This window comes from Allomesorhizobium aridi (assembly GCF_043769475.1).
Taxonomy (GTDB): Bacteria; Pseudomonadota; Alphaproteobacteria; order Rhizobiales; family Rhizobiaceae; genus Allomesorhizobium.
Genome location: NZ_CP171729.1, coordinates 2,326,982 through 2,342,305 on the forward strand (window position 1 = coordinate 2,326,982; position 15,324 = coordinate 2,342,305).

At 65.2% G+C, this 15,324-nt stretch carries 13 protein-coding genes; 1 reads left to right on the forward strand and 12 read right to left on the reverse strand.

Features of this window, described 5'->3' with window-relative positions:
- Positions 1 to 902: 902 nt before the first annotated feature.
- On the reverse strand, positions 903 to 1,346 hold the full coding sequence (locus ACG873_RS13495; RefSeq protein ID WP_394892334.1) for an SRPBCC family protein: 444 nt from the start codon (positions 1,344 to 1,346) through the stop codon (positions 903 to 905).
- A gap of 153 nt (positions 1,347 to 1,499) precedes the next feature.
- On the opposite strand from ACG873_RS13495, the gene ACG873_RS13500 reads away from it, so the two are divergent.
- On the forward strand, positions 1,500 to 2,612 hold the full coding sequence (locus tag ACG873_RS13500; RefSeq protein ID WP_394892335.1) for an adenylate/guanylate cyclase domain-containing protein: 1,113 nt from the start codon (positions 1,500 to 1,502) through the stop codon (positions 2,610 to 2,612).
- Here the strand turns inward: ACG873_RS13500 and ACG873_RS13505 are convergent.
- The 11 genes from ACG873_RS13505 to ACG873_RS13555 form a co-directional block, all read right to left on the reverse strand.
- On the reverse strand, positions 2,593 to 4,428 hold the full coding sequence (locus tag ACG873_RS13505; RefSeq protein ID WP_394892337.1) for a dipeptide ABC transporter ATP-binding protein: 1,836 nt from the start codon (positions 4,426 to 4,428) through the stop codon (positions 2,593 to 2,595). The genes ACG873_RS13500 and ACG873_RS13505 overlap by 20 nt on opposite strands.
- Positions 4,425 to 5,369 (reverse strand): acetamidase/formamidase family protein, encoded by a 945-nt coding sequence (locus tag ACG873_RS13510; protein ID WP_394892339.1) that lies wholly within the window; start codon positions 5,367 to 5,369, stop codon positions 4,425 to 4,427. The genes ACG873_RS13505 and ACG873_RS13510 overlap by 4 nt, the downstream gene beginning before the upstream one ends.
- A gap of 11 nt (positions 5,370 to 5,380) precedes the next feature.
- Positions 5,381 to 7,003, reverse strand: coding sequence for an ABC transporter substrate-binding protein (locus ACG873_RS13515; protein WP_394892341.1), 1,623 nt, complete (start codon positions 7,001 to 7,003; stop codon positions 5,381 to 5,383).
- A 36-nt stretch (positions 7,004 to 7,039) separates the two neighbouring features.
- A complete protein-coding gene (locus ACG873_RS13520) occupies positions 7,040 to 7,960 on the reverse strand; it encodes an ABC transporter permease (RefSeq protein WP_394892342.1) in 921 nt (306 codons plus the stop codon).
- Positions 7,960 to 8,862 (reverse strand): ABC transporter permease, encoded by a 903-nt coding sequence (locus tag ACG873_RS13525; protein ID WP_394892343.1) that lies wholly within the window; start codon positions 8,860 to 8,862, stop codon positions 7,960 to 7,962. Before ACG873_RS13525 ends, ACG873_RS13520 begins: the two co-directional genes overlap by 1 nt.
- Positions 8,840 to 9,439, reverse strand: a complete 600-nt coding sequence (locus ACG873_RS13530; RefSeq protein WP_394892345.1) for an ANTAR domain-containing response regulator — start codon at positions 9,437 to 9,439, stop codon at positions 8,840 to 8,842. The genes ACG873_RS13525 and ACG873_RS13530 overlap by 23 nt, the downstream gene beginning before the upstream one ends.
- Positions 9,436 to 10,548, reverse strand: coding sequence for a transporter substrate-binding protein (locus tag ACG873_RS13535; protein ID WP_394892347.1), 1,113 nt, complete (start codon positions 10,546 to 10,548; stop codon positions 9,436 to 9,438). Before ACG873_RS13535 ends, ACG873_RS13530 begins: the two co-directional genes overlap by 4 nt.
- A 245-nt stretch (positions 10,549 to 10,793) precedes the next feature.
- On the reverse strand, positions 10,794 to 12,425 hold the full coding sequence (locus ACG873_RS13540; RefSeq protein ID WP_394892349.1) for an FGGY-family carbohydrate kinase: 1,632 nt from the start codon (positions 12,423 to 12,425) through the stop codon (positions 10,794 to 10,796).
- A gap of 63 nt (positions 12,426 to 12,488) precedes the next feature.
- Complete coding sequence (locus tag ACG873_RS13545; protein WP_394892351.1) at positions 12,489 to 13,217, reverse strand: SDR family oxidoreductase; 729 nt, start codon at positions 13,215 to 13,217, stop codon at positions 12,489 to 12,491.
- A gap of 24 nt (positions 13,218 to 13,241) precedes the next feature.
- The gene (locus ACG873_RS13550; RefSeq protein WP_394892352.1) at positions 13,242 to 14,501 is read right to left on the reverse strand and encodes a sugar ABC transporter permease; all 1,260 of its coding nucleotides are present in this window, start codon (positions 14,499 to 14,501) and stop codon (positions 13,242 to 13,244) included.
- Positions 14,498 to 15,313: an ATP-binding cassette domain-containing protein gene (locus ACG873_RS13555; RefSeq protein ID WP_394892354.1), complete on the reverse strand. Its 816-nt coding sequence runs from the start codon at positions 15,311 to 15,313 to the stop codon at positions 14,498 to 14,500. Before ACG873_RS13555 ends, ACG873_RS13550 begins: the two co-directional genes overlap by 4 nt.
- Positions 15,314 to 15,324 lie beyond the last annotated feature (11 nt).

The window sequence follows — 15,324 nt, forward strand, 5'->3', positions numbered from 1 at the left end:
TCTGCCGCGGTCCAGACCGGATGCTTACGCTGCAATCGCATCGCTGGCGCGTGAACCGATCGCGTATCAGCGCCTCCTGACGGATGCCGTGGGGCCGCGCCGGTGAAGGCAGGTTGGGCTATTCGAACGCCGATCGATTGCTTCTGACTTGGACTAGGTAGCCACGCTTAATCCGATAGACCTTGATCACCGATCGAATGCGGCCGTTTCCAAGATCCCGCATCTAGTCGCGCAACTCTGAAACGCGACCCATTTTGTGCCCAAGCGCTGCTGACGAGTACGACGGCAGTACAACTTCGAGGAGGTGATACCCATTAAGTTGTTGAATATACGTTGCTTTTCGCGACGTCCGTCCAATCCATCATCGGCGCTACGGCCAGCTTCGGCCCGTAATAAGGTGGAAAATTCATTCCCGAAATCCCGGCATTCGCAAAGCCCTGGGATCAAAGCCCACCCTGGTAGGCGACAGTCTCACAATCGTCAGCCGGAGCGGTGGCAACAGCGCGACCGCTCACATGGCGCGGATAATCATTAAGCGCAAGGGCAAAGTCATTTTCAGCGAGAATAGGACCTTTGACCGCAAGTAGGGGCATACGCTGGGGTGGCTGCGACAATCCGCACATAGATCAGGCAAGCTGTCCTATTGCCGAATTCGTAAGCAAATCCTAGATTCGATTCGTCGGTCATCTACTCCTCCCAGATGCGATGCCGGCGCACAGCGAACTCACCTCCTCCCGAGTTCGCCCAAATAGAGAGCCCGCTGCACCTCCTCCCGCAGCGGGCTTTTTTTCTTCCGCCGGAACGCGCCGCAGAGATTGAAGCCGCAAACCAGGCGATTGCCCTTCTTCTGCGCTGCATCGACGGCTCGACCGTCGCCCTGCGGCGGCACTCCAGCGTCGCCGTCACGAACTCGTCTGCGGGTCCGGTCCCGGATCGCCGCCGATGGCGGCAATGGCCAGCCTCGCGAGGTAGTGGCCCCACCCCTTCTCGTGGCTGGCGCGTTCCTCCTCATCGGGGAGACCGCTATGGGTCATGCGCAACAGCGTCCCGTCCCCCTCTTCGATCAGGTCGATCTCGATCAGGCCCGATCCGGGCGGAACCGTTTCGCGAGCGTCCCAGCCGAAGGTATAGGCGAGGCGATGGACCGGAATGACCTCGGTGAACCGCCCGCGCGCCGTGTGCTGGCCGCCGACATTGACGAGGTAGAGGCCGCCGGGATGAGGCTCCATGGTCGCATCCGTGCCGAGCCAGCGCATAATCTTCTCCGGATCCGTGAGGAATGCGAAAACGGTCGAGGGCGGTGCCGCGATCTGGACCTCGCGCCGAAGTATCAGCGGTTCATTCATTAAAGCCTCCAAGGCAAAGCTATGTCTATCCGGGCGAAAGATAGGAGAGGCGCCCTCCATTTCCCAAGTGAAATCGGCTCCAGGGCAAGAAATCCGTTTTTTTGTAGCGATGCGGGGATGACAGGTGCTGGCCGCAGTCTCATGATCGTTTGCATGCGGCTACCCTCTGCCCTCGCCTGGCTGCTCGACGTGGCGAGCACCGTGCCTCGCCCCGACCACTTCCTGGCGGCGCTCGGCGCGCAGTTGATCGCCGATGGTTTGCCGCTGGCCGGCGGTGCGCTGACGCTTTCCGCGCCGCACCCGATCATCGCCCGCCGCACCTGGTTGTGGCGAGCGGAAACCGGAGCAGTGATCGAGGCGCTCGGCTTCGGGTTCCTGGGCCAGGCCCAGCCTAAGCAGGGCAATGTCGGCCACGACTGGCTCGTCGGCCTCGGCACGGGGTTGGTGCTGGAGCATGTCGCCGGCCCGGCACGAGACGGTCTGACCTCTGAGGGCCCACCGTCAAACAGCCCGGTGCTCGGCTGGGCTCTGTCGCGGCCCCGCACCGAGACCGAATCCGAGCTGTTGCATCAGGCCGCACGTTTCGCTGCCGCCCCGCTCGCCGTCCTTGCTGCGCAATCGACGCTTTCGGCGCTGCTCGAGGCCTATCTCGGCCGGCGCAGTGCGGCTCAGGTGCTGGCAGGGCGATCGCGGCGCGAGACCGGCGAGATCATCCACGCGGTCCTGCTTTATGGCGATCTGCGCGGTTTCACCGAGCTGTCGGAGGCGATGCCGCCACAGGCGGTGGTCGCCTCGCTCGACGCCTGGTTCGACCGCGTCGCAGGCGCCGTTCACGCGTTCGGCGGCGAAGTGCTGAAATTCATCGGCGATGGCGTGCTGGCGATCTTTCCGATCGGCGAGCGGTCACGTTCTGCCGCCTGCGATGCCGCGCTCAGCGCCGTCGGCGCTGCCCGGGCCGGCATGATCCACCTCGACCAGGTAGGCGGCCGGCAAGGCCTGGCTCCTCTCCCCTTCGGCATGGCTCTGCATGTCGGCGATATGCTGTGGGGTAATATCGGCACCGCCGACCGGCTGGACTTCACCGCTATCGGCCCCGCCGTCAACCTGGTCAGCCGGCTCGAAGGGCTGTGCAAGCCTCTTAGCCGCAGCGTGCTCGTCTCGGGCGCGGTCGCCGCGGAGACGACAACGGCTTTAATCCCTTTGGGCGAGCACGTGTTGCGCGGCATAGCCGAGCCCTGCGCAGTCTTCACTCTGCCGGACGTTTAGCCTCTGTGGTCGGCTCGACCCAGTGGCCGGGTTCGACCTCGCGCAAGGGCGCGGCCGCCGGCGCATATCCCACCGGATGGGTATTCGACGGCAGGTCGCCCTCGATGCGCGGCAGCATCCTGCGGCGGGTCGGGTCCGGCACCGGCACGGCATCGATCAGCCGCTGCGTATAGGGATGGCGCGGGTTGGAGAACAGCTGGTCGCGTGTCGCCGTCTCGACAATGCGGCCGGCATACATCACCGCCACTCGGTCGGAGATGTTCTCCACCACCGCCATGTCATGGCTGATGAAGAGATAGGCGATGCCGAACTCCGCCTGCAGTTCGCGCAGCAGTTCCAACACCTTCGCCTGGATGGAGACGTCGAGGGCCGAGACGCTTTCGTCTGCAACGATGACGCTCGGCCGTAGCGCCAGCGCGCGGGCGATGGAAATGCGCTGCCGCTGGCCGCCCGAGAACTCGTGAGGATAGCGCGCGATCGCATCCGCCGGCAGCCCAACCCGGTCGAACAGTTGCGCCACCGCGTCCCGCCTCTCCGCCGGGGTGCCAACATCATGGATGTCGAGTGGCTCGCGCACGAGGTCGCCGACCGCCATGCGTGGGTCGAGCGAGGCGTATGGGTCCTGGAAGACCATCTGCACGGCGCGCCGCACGGCCTTCGCACCGGCTCTGTCCAGCCCGCCGATGTTCCGGCCGCCGACGACGATGTCGCCGCGATAGGGCAACAGTCCCGCCAGCGCCTTGGCCGTGGTCGATTTGCCGCAGCCGGATTCGCCGACCAGCGACAGTGTCTCGCCCGGCCTGATCTGGAACGACGCGCCCTCGACGGCGTGGACGTTGGCCTTGACGCGGCCGAAGAAGCCGCCGCGTACGGGAAAGCGCACGACGAGGTTTTCGACCTCCAGCGCAGCCGGCCTGGACGCGGCCATGTCGCGGGACGCGGCCCGGCCCGGGCCGCTGCCGATCCTCGGCACCGCGGCGAGCAGCGCGCGGGCATAGTCGCTCTGCGGCGCGGCAAACAGCGGCGCCGTCTCGCCCTCTTCCACTTTCAGTCCGCTGCGCATCACGATCACCCGGTCCGCCATCTCGGCCACCACGCCCATGTCGTGCGTGATCAGCATCACGGCGGTGCCCAGGTCGCGCTGCAGGTCCTTGAGCAGCCCGAGCACCTGCGCCTGCACCGTCACATCGAGCGCGGTGGTCGGCTCGTCGGCGAGCAGCACGTCGGGCTTCAGCGCCAGCGCCATGGCAATCATCACGCGCTGCCGCTGTCCGCCCGACAGCTCGTGCGGATGCTGGCCCATGCGGGCGCGGGCATCGGGGATGCGCACGGCGTCCAGCGCCTCGATCGCCATGCGGTCCGCTTCCCCTGCCCCCACCGGCCGGTGCGCCCGGATCGCCTCGGTCAATTGCCGACCGATGGTCAGCACCGGGTTGAGCGAGGTCATCGGCTCCTGGAAGATCATGGCGATGCGGTCGCCGCGGATTTCCCGCATCGGGCGCTCGCCCAGCCCAGCAATCTCCATGTCGCCGAGCCGTATGGAGCCGCCCGCAAGCCGCGCGCCCGGCTTCGGCAGCAATCCCATCAGCGCCAGCGCCGTCATCGACTTGCCGGACCCGGATTCGCCGGCGAGGCAAAGCGTCTCGCCGCGCCTGAGATCGAAGGAGAGGTCCGACACCACGGCGCGCCGGCCCCTGGCCGAACCTGCTTCGACGGTCAGGCCGCGCACCGACAGGATCGTCTCCGCGGCGGCCCGGCCGACCGGACCGCCGGCATTCTCGATGTCCGGCCAACCGGCCGCTGCCGTTGAGCTCATTCGAAGACGCAGCGCGGGAAATAGAACGACACCACCCAGTTGGGCATATCGACGATTTCCGAGATGCGCAGGTCGCCGCAGGTCGAGACCAGCATGTAGGCGTCGACAGGCGCGATGTTGTAACGCGCGGCCAGGAGTTCGATCATGTCGGCCACCGCTGCCCGCGCTCCCTCCATCAGGTCGGCGCCGATGCCCGTCGTCACCTCGTAACCCTTGGCGTCGAGATGGCGCGTCACCGGACCGGGCGTCGTGAAGCGCGGCGTCTTCAGTCGCGCATCCTTTACCAGGTCGAGCTTCAGCACGACGTTCATTGGGCTTTCGATCGCCGTTCCGCAGACCTCGCCATCGCCCTGCGCGGCATGGGTATCGCCAACCGAGAACAGGCCGCCCGCCACCTCGACCGGCAGGTACAGCACTGTCCCCGCCGACAGGTCGCGGATGTCGAGATTGCCGCCGACGCGCCGCGGCGGCACGATCGAATGCTGCCCCGGCTCGGCCGGCGCGCAGCCGATCGTGCCGGCGAAGGGTTTCAGCGGCACCTTGCCGTGGCTGCCGAAGGCCGCGGGCTGCATGGTCGCCGGGTCGTAGGTCCACAGCTGCAGCGCCGGTTCCTTGAACTGGTCGGCGAGCAGCCCGAAGCCAGGGATGTTCGCCGTCCAGCCGAAGCCGGACGGTTTGAACTCCTCAATCGTGACCTTCAGCGCGTCCCCAGGCTTGGCGCCCTCGACGAAAATCGGCCCGGTGACGGGATTGATCTTGCCGAAATCGAGCGACGAGACGTCTGCCAAGGTCGAACCGGCGGTCAGCTGGCCACCAGACGAGTCGTGGCATTCGAAGAACACCGTCGAGCTGGGCGCCACCCGTTCTGCCGGCGGGTTGTCCCGGTTCCAGCCGTAATGGAAGTGGCGCCCGTGGATGGTGTAGTCGCAGTTACTGCACATCCCAATTCTCGCTAATCGTTGACCGACACGTGATCGTAGTTGATCGGAATATGGACCGGGTCGACGAACAGATTGTCGGCCCCGACCATGCGCGGCGACTTCATTGTGAAGCGCTGCTCGTTGAACACCGGCATCCAGGGCGCATCCTTCATCACGTCGGCATAGATCGCGCCCCAGGCTGCGTAGCGCTCCTCGGCCTTGGTGGGATCGACCATAGCGTCCGCTTCCGCAGCGCGCTTGTCGAGGTCCTCGTTGCAGTACCACGACCAGTTCCAGCCACCCTTGACCGCGCCGGCGCAGCCGAGGATCGGCCCGTAGAAGTTCGATGGATCCGGGAAGTCCGCGATCCAGGCCATGCCGCCCGACCAGATCATCGCCGCGCCGTTCTCGGTGCCGCCCGCCTCGATGACGTTGGCCTGCGCCAGCGACTGGATCGAGGCCTTGATGCCGATTGCCGCAAGGTCCTGCTGGATTGCCTGGGCGATGCGCGGCTGCGGGTCGGTGTTCATGACGAACAGCTCGGTTTCGAAGCCGTCCGGATGCCCGGCCTCGGCGAGCAGTTTCTTCGCCCCGTCCGGATCGTACTTGTAGCCCTCGAAGTTCTTGATATAGCCCGGCATCGAGGGCGGTAGCGGCTGGTTTGCCGGCACAGCGCGTCCGTTGATGATCTGGACGATGCGGTCCTTGTTGATCGCCATGTTGACAGCCTGGCGCACCTTGACGTCGTCGAATGGCTCCATCTTGACGTTCATGGTGATGTAGCCGGTATGTAGTTGCCCACCTTCGACGACGCGCGCCTTCTGCTCCGGGTCGGCCATCACCTCGGTGAACTTGGCCGGCGGGATGCCGTCGCCGGGGATGTCGACCTCGCCCTTCTGCAGGCGCAGCAGCGCTACGATCGGCTCCTGGCCGATCTCGAAGGTGATCTGGTCGAGAAGGGGCAAGCCCTTGTTCCAGTAGTCCGGGTTCTTTGCGAACACCAGGCGCTGGCCGGTCGTCCATTCCGCCAGGCTGAAGGCGCCGGTGCCGACCGGATGCTTGCCGAAGTCCGCGCCGAACTCATCCACCGCCTCCTTGGGCACGATCGAGGCGAAGTTCAGGCCCATCACATGCAGGAAGGTGGCGTCCGGTCGCGACAGCTCGATGCGCACCGTCTTCTCGTCGGGCGTGGTTACGCCCGAGAGGCTCTTGGCCGTGCCCGCCGCCATTTCCTCATAGCCCATGATGGCGCCGAAGAAGCCGGCGCCCGGGCTCTGGGTCTCCGGGTTGGTGACCCGGTCGAGCGAATACTTCACGTCCTCGGCGGTCATTGCCCGGCCGTTGTGGAATTTCACGCCGTCGCGCAGCTTGAAGGTGAACACCTTGCCATCCGGCGAAATTTCGTAGCTCTCGGCGAGATCCGGCTTGAGCGTCGTCGTGCCAGGCTCGTAGTCCATCAGGCTGTCGAACAGGCTCTTGATCATCGACCAGTTCTGCCAATCATAGCCGATCGCCGGATCGAGCGTGGCGACATCGTCCTTATAAGTGACGGTAATCGCGCCGCCTGGCTTGCCTTCTTGGCTGTGGGCCGGCGACAGTGACAGGCAGAGCGCGAGCGCACTGGCCGCGACGGTGCTTCGGAGCAGGTTTTTCATGTCGAATGTTCCTCTCTGTTTGTGGTTGTTGTTGCTTCAGCGGAGTTTGATGCGCGGGTCGATGAAGGGTGCGAACAGGTCGGCGAGAAGGTTGCCGAGCACGATCGCCAGCGCCGACACCAGCGTCACGCCCATGATGATCGGGATGTCGACGCGCTGGATCGCCTGCCAGGCCAATTGCCCGATACCCGGCCAGCCGAACACGCTCTCCACCACGACGATGCCGCTCATGAAGATGCCGATGTCGATCCCGATCATGGCGACGATCGGCAGGATGGCGTTGGGAAGCGCATGGCGGAACAGAACGGTCGCGCGCGGCAGGCCCTTGGCGCGAGCCGTGCGGATGTAGTCCTGGCGCAGGACGTCAATCATCGACGAGCGCATCATGCGCGAATACCAGCCGGCGCCGAGTATGCCGAGCGTCAGCGCCGGCAGCACGACATGCTGCCAGGTGCCGTAGCCCGAGATCGGCAGCCATGACAGCTTGACCCCGAATACATAGAGCAGGATCAGCCCGACCACGAACTGCGGCGCCGAGACTCCCACGAAGGAGCCCACCATCAGCGCCTGGTCGATCGCCGTGCCGCGCTTGACCGCCGCCAGCAGCCCCATCGTCAGCCCGATGACCAACTCGCAGGCGATCCCCGCCGCCATCAGCAGCAGCGTCGCCGGCAACCGCGCCCAGATCAGTTCCGCGACCTCCGAGCGCTGCAGGTAGGAGCGGCCGAGGTCGCCCTGCACCAGATTGGCGAGGTAGCGCCAGTACTGGACGATGAAGGGCTGGTCGAGGCCAAGCTGGCGGCGGATGTTCTCCACCGTCTGCGGCGTCGCCGAGCGGCCGGCGATCTGCCGCACCGGGTCGGCCGGAAGCAGGTAAAGCAGCGCGAAGGTGATGATCGAGACGCCGAGCAGGATGAGCACAGCCTGGACGATGCGGCGGGTGAGATAGACGGTCATCAGTCCCTGCCCCGTTCGGTCGGATCGAGTTCGTCGCGCAGCGCATCGCCGACCAGATTGAACGCCAGCGCCAGCGTCAGGATGGCGATGCCGGGAAAGAACACCAGCCAGGGCGCCGCCTGGAAGTAGGTCTGGTTCTCGAAGATGATGTTGCCCCAGGAGGGCGTTGGCGGCTGCACGCCGACGCCGAGGTAGGACAGCGTCGCCTCGAGCAGCACCGTGGTCGAAATGCCGAGCGTGCCCCAGACGATGATCGTCGAGTAGAGGTGCGGCAGGATGTGCCTGACGAGGATACGCACCGGTCCGGCGCCCAGTGAGCGCTCCGCCGCGATGAAATCGCGTTCGGTCAGGGCGCGGGTTTCGGTGTAGACGACGCGGGCGATCTGCACCCAATAAACCAGCGCGATCACCATGGCGACGATCCACAGGCTGGGCTGCAGGATAGCGGCCAGGCAGATGGCGAGCAGCAGCGCCGGGAACGCCATCATCAGGTCGGTGAAGCGCATCAGGGCGGAACCGAGCAAGCCGCCGAAATAGCCGGCGACGATACCGACGGTGGAGCCGATCAGCAGCGCCACGCCGTTCGCGGCGACGCCGATGACCAGCGACGTTCGCGCCCCGTAGAGAATGCGGGTGAGCAGGTCGCGGCCGAGCAGGTCGGTGCCAAGCCAATACTGCGCCGACGGCCCGAGCGGCGCACCTTCCAGCGACAGGCCGTCGAAGAACTGCTCGCTCGGGTCGTAGGGCGTGAGCAAGGGGGCGAAAACCGCTCCGACGACGACGGCCGCGACGAGCACCAGCCCGAACAGCGCCAGCGGCCGCTGCACCAGACGGCGCAGAGCGCCGGGCGCGGGCGGGGTCGCCACAGGCAGCGTCAGGTCAAGGGCGGCGGGATCGCTCACCTGCGCCTCCGTCGCTGTCGCCGAGCAGCCGAGCGGCGGCCGCCTCCAGCGTCGTCTGTCCGTCCATAGCGAGCCGGCGCAGCAGCGCGAAGGCTTCGGCCTCGGTCTGGCCGCGCTCGGTCAGGCGCAGCACGGCCCGCACCACGGTCCGCCGCTCCGCCACCTGGCCGCGCAGGCTGTCGATCTCGCGGTAGAGCGCCTTCCTTTCCTCGAACTTCTGCCGTGCGATCAGCAGCGCGCTGTAGATGCCGGCATTGCCCACCGGCTTGACCAGATGTGCGTCGGCGCGCTGCCGCAGCGCCCATTCCACCCGCCCGGGAGCCTCGGTGCCGATCAGCGCGATCAGCGGCATCGGCGCCTCGCCCGGCGCCCACGGCATCTGCTCGTCGCAGGCCATGTCGGCGTCGAAGAACACGAAATCGGCGAGCATCGCATCCGCCGGCAGGTCCGGCCATGCGGCCTCCGCCGAAAGCCCGATCGCCGCGAGCTGGCGCAGCACGGCGGCGCCGTCGGCATGAGCGCGGTGCAGCACCAAGGCGCGCGCGCCGCCGAGATGGGGGATGCCGGGTCGCTTCATGACACCACCTTCAGCGGCGGCCGTGCCTGCGACAGCCGCGCGTCGTGACGCGACAGATAAGGGTCGGGCGCCAGGGCCGCGTCGCTTTTCCAGACCGGCCGGAACCGGTCGCCCTCGATACGGCCGATCAGCACCGGCATGTGCGCGTGCTGGTTCTGCGGATCGATCAGGATCGGCCCCAGCGGTGTCCGGAAGCTCCGGCTGCCGAGCAGCTTGGCAAGGCTCGCCGGGTCATCGGTGCCCGCCTGCTCGATGAGTTCAGCCAGCACCAGCACCGAGGCATGGGCCGCCGCCTCCATCGACGAGGCCGGACTATCGCTGCCGGGATCGGCGAAGTACGGGCCGATGACGAGGTTTCCCTCGCCGCAGCCGTCGAGCGCCGCCAGTTCCGGCTCCATCAGGTCGCAGCTCAGCACCGGGCAGTTTTCGGGTAGGAAAGCCCGATCCTCGCTGCCGAGTGCGGCATAGGCCTTCAGGAAAGCATAGGACGACTGGCCGATCAGGTTGTTGAGCACGAAGGAGGGCCGCGTCGCCCGGATCTCGGCGATGATGCGTGAGACATCGGCGTCGCCGAGCGGCAGATAGCGCTCTCCGAGTACGCGGCCGCTCCACTCGCCGACGATATCGCGCGCGACGCGGTTCAGCTCCCAGCCCCAGACATAGTTCGAGCCGAGCAGGAAGGCATCGGCGCCCCAACGCGGAAAGACATAGTTCAGCAAGGGGACGATGTGCTGGTTGGGGCAGGCATGAAGATAGACGACGTGCTCGCTCGCCTCGAAACCTTCGTAGGGTGCGGCGTACCATAGCATGCCGCCGTGCCGCTCCAGCGCGGGAATCACCTCCTTGCGGCTCCACGAGGTGGTGCAGCCGACGACATGGCGTGCGCTGCCGGTGCACAGGATTTCGGCGCAGAGCGCGCCATAGGATTCGGCGCGTCCGGCGGGATTGCGCTCGACCGGCGCAAAAGCGATCTGCCGTGCCGGATCGGCGTTGACGGCGGCAATGCCTTTCAAGGCGCCCTCACGCGACGCCTGGGAGAGCAGGTCGTAGTCGCTTCCCTGCGAGAACAGGATCCCGATCTCGATGCGCTTGCGCAGATGCTCGCTCAAATAAAAACGCCCCGCACCGCGTGGACGCGGACAGCGAGGCGAGACTGCCATTCGGCGTGGCCGATATACGATCATGATAAGTCAGAGACGAAAGCGGTCAAGCCTATTGTCTAGGCACGATCGGCTTAAGCCCAAAAATGTGCCTTTGGCACGGCTCGCGAGCGATAACGCCAATCAGGTCTCCGCCAGCGTTGGCTAAGCGGAATCCCGTATGCACGGGTGAAACTCCGACCCCTGAGAATATCCTACTGCTCTGCGGCACTGGAGAGCTGGGTCGTCCTGATAGCTTGGCCGGCGCGTTGCAACAATTCGAAGGCAGCGAAACGCCTCGCCTGCCAATCGACGGATGCAGCCGAGGGGCGATAGAGCTCGCCCAGTTCCGACATTGCCGCCATGGCGGCAACCGCATCTTTGTAGTGCCCCGTTGCAACAGCTCCGAGCATTGCCGATCCCAGTAACACCGGCTCCTGTGAGGTGGAAGCAGCGACAATGATTCCGGTTGCATCGGCAAGCAACTGCCGAACAAGGGGGCTCTGGCCCGCACCGCCGCTGACAACGATCGAATCGATCGGCACGTTTTTCTCATGCAAGGACCGCACGATCTGACGGACTCCGTAGCCAAGCCCGTAGACGCCCGCAAGATAGAGGCTAATGAGACTGTCGAAGTCGGTTTCCATACCGAGTCCAGCAATCAACCCGCGCGCATCCGGGTCGGCAAACGGGGCGCGATTGCCAAGGAATTCCGGGACGACGTGGACCCCGCCGACGAGCTTTTCTGCAGCTGCCGCACCGCCGCGTTCTTCTACTTTTAGGGATAGCCAGTGGCTGAGGCTGACGCCGTGTTCCTGCGCGGCCCTCGCGGCCTGTTCGGCGGCGGGGTGCAGCCTGACGAGATGGTCGATAGCCGCACCGGCGGCCGATTGACCGCCCTCGTTCAGCCACAGGCCGGGGACCATGGCAGAAAAATACGGTCCCCATACGCCTTCTACGAATGTAGCTTGCGGGGTCGAGGACATGGTGCAGGCGGATGTGCCAAAAACATAGGCCATCCTGGAATGGATGCTGCCGACGCCGCCGCGCGCGCCAACCGTGCCGATGCCGCCCGCATGAGCATCGATGAGGCCCGCGGCGACTGGCGTACCTGGCGTCAGCCCGAGCTCGGCCGCCGCCGTCGCCGTCAAGCCGCCGCCGACAGGAGTGCCCGCGGGAACGACCTCCGTGCCGATACGACGGAACGATTCGTCGACAAGTGCGCCCAGTCCGACTTCTCTAAAGTAGCGCTCGTCCCAGCGATTTTCATGCGCCAGATAGGTCCATTTGCACGTTACCGTGCAAACAGATCGGGCAAGACTGCCTGTTGCTCGCCAGGTCAGGAAATCCGTCAGATCGAAGAACTGCCAGGCTTTGCCAAAAGTGTCTGGCATGTGCTCGGCCAGCCAAAGCAGCTTCGGCGTTTCCATCTCCGGAGAAATCGAGCCGCCGACATAGTTCAGGACATCGTGGCCCGTCCGATTGATCCTGCGCGCCTGCTCGGTAGCGCGATGATCCATCCAGACAATAATGTTGCGCTCGTCATTTGCCGAGTTGCTGACTGGCAAGGGTTGTCCTTCCTGGCCGATGGCAACGAGCGAACAGGTGGCGTCGAAGCCTATGCCGGCAATGGATCCGGCAGCGATCCCTGATTTGGCGACGGCCTCGCGAACGCTTGCGCATACCGCCCGCCAGATATCATTGCTTGATTGCTCCACGATGTCGCCGGCCTCGTGCCAGACAGCGATGTCGTGCTTGGCTGACGCCAGCAATGTTCCCGACTGGTCGAAGACGCCGGCGCGGGCGCTGCCCGTACCGACATCGATACCGAGGTAGTGTTTGGTCATGACGGTTGATCTGCCCTGTCGTGGACGGTAGCCGCGCGCATATGGAGCGGACGCGTTCGCCGGTTAAAGATCGTTGCTCTGCGGCAGGATCACCAGATCCCGGATCGTGACGTTCCGGGGTCGGGTCAGCATGAACAGGACGGCTTCCGCCACCTCCTCCGGCTGCATCAAATCTCCGGCCGCCAGCGCGGCATCCAGCTTGTCCTTGGGCCAGTCGCTGATAAGTGCGGTGACGACCGGGCCGGGCGCCACCGCCCCGACGCGCAGCCCATGCTTGGCGACCTGCCGCCGTACGGTGTGCACAAACGCCTGCACCGCGTGCTTGGAGGCCGTATAGATCGGCTCCCAGACAACCGGAACGAGACCGGCAATTGAACTGGTGACAATAATGTCGCCGGTTTTGCGGCCGACCATGTGTGGCAAAACCGCGTGCACCGAGCGGAATGCAGCGTTGATGTTCAGGTTCAGCATGCGATCCCAGGCGTCGGGATCTCCGTCGACCACCTCGCCGCCAACGTACGAACCGGCATTGGCATGGAAGATGTCGAGCTTGCCGGCCTTTTCGAGGATTTGCGGCATCATTCCGGCGACGGACTTGGGGTCGGTCAGGTCGATCACCAGGGGGATGGCCTGGGGACCAAGCTCAGAACAGACGGCCTTCAAACTCTCCTCGGCGCGGTCGACGAACACGACACGGGCGCCTTCGTTCAAGAGACTCCTGGCGCATGCGAGGCCGATCCCCGACGCGGCTCCGGTTATTGCAGCAACCTTTCCGGTCAAATCCTGGCCCATTTGCTCTCTTTCCTTTCGATTGGTTCAGGCGCGGCCATGGGACAACCGTGAGCGGCGCGCCAGCGAGTCGACGATGACGGCGATGGCAAGCACGGCGCCGGTGATCATGTAGCGAAGCGACGATGACAGATCGAGCAGCGTCAGGCCGCTGGCGATCGACTGGATGACAATGATGCCGAGCAACGCGGAATAGGCGCTGCCGCGACCGCCGAACAGGCTGGTTCCACCAATAACCGCGGCCGCTATTGCGTTGAGGTTGACGTCGCCGGTCCCAGCCTGCTGGCTAGCGGAAGCCAGGCGTGCGGCGGCTAGCACTCCGCCGGTCGCGGCCAACACCGAACATAGGATGAAGGCGCTGGTGTATATGAGCCGGACGTTGATGCCGGCGCGGCGAGCCGCCTCCCTGTTGCCGCCCACCGCATGCATCGAGCGGCCCCACTTGGTCCGGGTCAAGGCATAGTTCATCGCCGCGCAAAGGCCCACGAACAAGCCGAACATCCATGGAATGCCGCGATCCTGGTTCAGATAGAAGGCGATCGCTTCAAGCACGACGGTAACCGCGACCGCGCGCAGGATGAGACCGCCGAGCGACTGCGAAGACAGCCCCGCTTCCCGGCGGCGGACGGCCGTACGGTAGCCGGTAATGAACAAGGCAATGCCTGGCAGCGCGGCCAAAACATACGCCACAGGATCCGGCATCACCAGCATCTGGCCGAAGTTCACCAGCCACGACCCGTAAGGCAGGTTGATCGAACCGGTCGAGCCGAGGAAATAGAGCTGCAGGCCGAGCACCGCGAGCAGGCCCGCCAGCGTCGAGACGAAGCTCGGCATTCCGAACCGGTTGTACAGCAACGCGTAGAGCGAACCGATCAACGCCCCGACGGCCATTGCGGTGAGAATTGCAACGCCTACGGGCCAGCCTTGATTGACCCAGAGCACGCCGACCAGCGCCGAGGCGAAGCCGCTGACGGAGCCCACTGAGAGATCAATCTCGCCGACCATCAATATGCAGACGATGCCTAGTGAGATGACGCCAACCGTCGAGCAATCAAACAAAAGATTGACGAGATTGTTGGGCGCCAGGAAAACCGGATTGAGGCTTTGGAAGACCGTCCAGATGATCGCCAGTCCAACGATCACGGGCAGCGAGCCGAGGTCGCCTGATCTCACCCGATCGAGGAAGGCGCGGATCGCGCCGCCAATGCCCTGCGCGTGCCTAACCCGCTCGTCGCTCCGGTCCAGGAGCGGCGCGTCTGGTGCTCCCTTTTTTCCAGCGACATTCATGGTCTGGTCTCCTGCTGCCGCTGGGCCTGGCGCCGACTGGCCCTGCGCGAAACCGAGTTGTTCGCGGCGCCGGTTATCGCGTTCACCAGTTCCTGACTGGACGCATCCGGATCGAAAACGCCGTTGTTGCGTCCAAGCCGGAGAACGACGACGCGGTCGGCAACGGCGCGGACGTCCTCCATGTTGTGGCTGATCATGATCACGCCGAGTCCGCGATCGCGCACCCTTTCGATCAGGTCGAGCACTTCCGCGGTCTGGGCGACGCCGAGTGCGGCGGTCGGCTCGTCAAGCATGATCAGCTTCGGATCGAGCAGCAGGGATCGCGCGATCGCCACGGTCTGGCGTTGGCCTCCCGAGAGCGAGGCAACCGGCTCACGAACACTCGGGATGCGGGCCGACAGCTCGTTTAGAAGTTTCCAGGCCCGGATCTCCATGGAAACCTCGTCGAGCCGCAGCGGATCGAGTTCCTTGCCGAGGAAGATGTTGGCCACCACGTCCAGGTTCTCGCACAGCGCCAGATCCTGAAACACGGTCGCAATCCCCAGGCGCAGCGCGGCGCTGGGATCACTGAGCGTGACAGGATTCCCGCGGAAGGTGACCATTCCCGAGCTCGGCTGATGCACGCCGGCGAGGATCTTGATCAGCGTGGACTTGCCGGCGCCGTTGTCTCCGACAAGCGCGACGACCTCGCCCGCGTGGACATCGAGGTCGATATCGGTCAGCGCCGAGACGGCGCCAAAATGCTTGGAGATGCCGCGCAGGCTTAGCACCACCTCACTCACCGAAGCAGTTCCATCCGCTGTGTCTGTCATGACGGTATGTC

What these genes read in the sequence shown, in the direction of transcription:
- ACG873_RS13505 (WP_394892337.1), bottom strand. Translation starts at nt 4,428, where the DNA reads ATGAGCTCAACGGCAGCGGCCGGTTGGCCGGACATCGAGAATGCCGGC.
- ACG873_RS13530 (WP_394892345.1), bottom strand. Translation starts at nt 9,439, where the DNA reads ATGAAGCGACCCGGCATCCCCCATCTCGGCGGCGCGCGCGCCTTGGTG.
- ACG873_RS13520 (WP_394892342.1), bottom strand. Translation starts at nt 7,960, where the DNA reads ATGACCGTCTATCTCACCCGCCGCATCGTCCAGGCTGTGCTCATCCTG.
- ACG873_RS13515 (WP_394892341.1), bottom strand. Translation starts at nt 7,003, where the DNA reads ATGAAAAACCTGCTCCGAAGCACCGTCGCGGCCAGTGCGCTCGCGCTC.
- ACG873_RS13545 (WP_394892351.1), bottom strand. Translation starts at nt 13,217, where the DNA reads ATGGGCCAGGATTTGACCGGAAAGGTTGCTGCAATAACCGGAGCCGCG.
- ACG873_RS13540 (WP_394892349.1), bottom strand. Translation starts at nt 12,425, where the DNA reads ATGACCAAACACTACCTCGGTATCGATGTCGGTACGGGCAGCGCCCGC.
- ACG873_RS13510 (WP_394892339.1), bottom strand. Translation starts at nt 5,369, where the DNA reads ATGTGCAGTAACTGCGACTACACCATCCACGGGCGCCACTTCCATTAC.
- ACG873_RS13555 (WP_394892354.1), bottom strand. Translation starts at nt 15,313, where the DNA reads ATGACAGACACAGCGGATGGAACTGCTTCGGTGAGTGAGGTGGTGCTA.
- ACG873_RS13550 (WP_394892352.1), bottom strand. Translation starts at nt 14,501, where the DNA reads ATGAATGTCGCTGGAAAAAAGGGAGCACCAGACGCGCCGCTCCTGGAC.
- ACG873_RS13500 (WP_394892335.1), top strand. Translation starts at nt 1,500, where the DNA reads ATGCGGCTACCCTCTGCCCTCGCCTGGCTGCTCGACGTGGCGAGCACC.
- ACG873_RS13495 (WP_394892334.1), bottom strand. Translation starts at nt 1,346, where the DNA reads ATGAATGAACCGCTGATACTTCGGCGCGAGGTCCAGATCGCGGCACCG.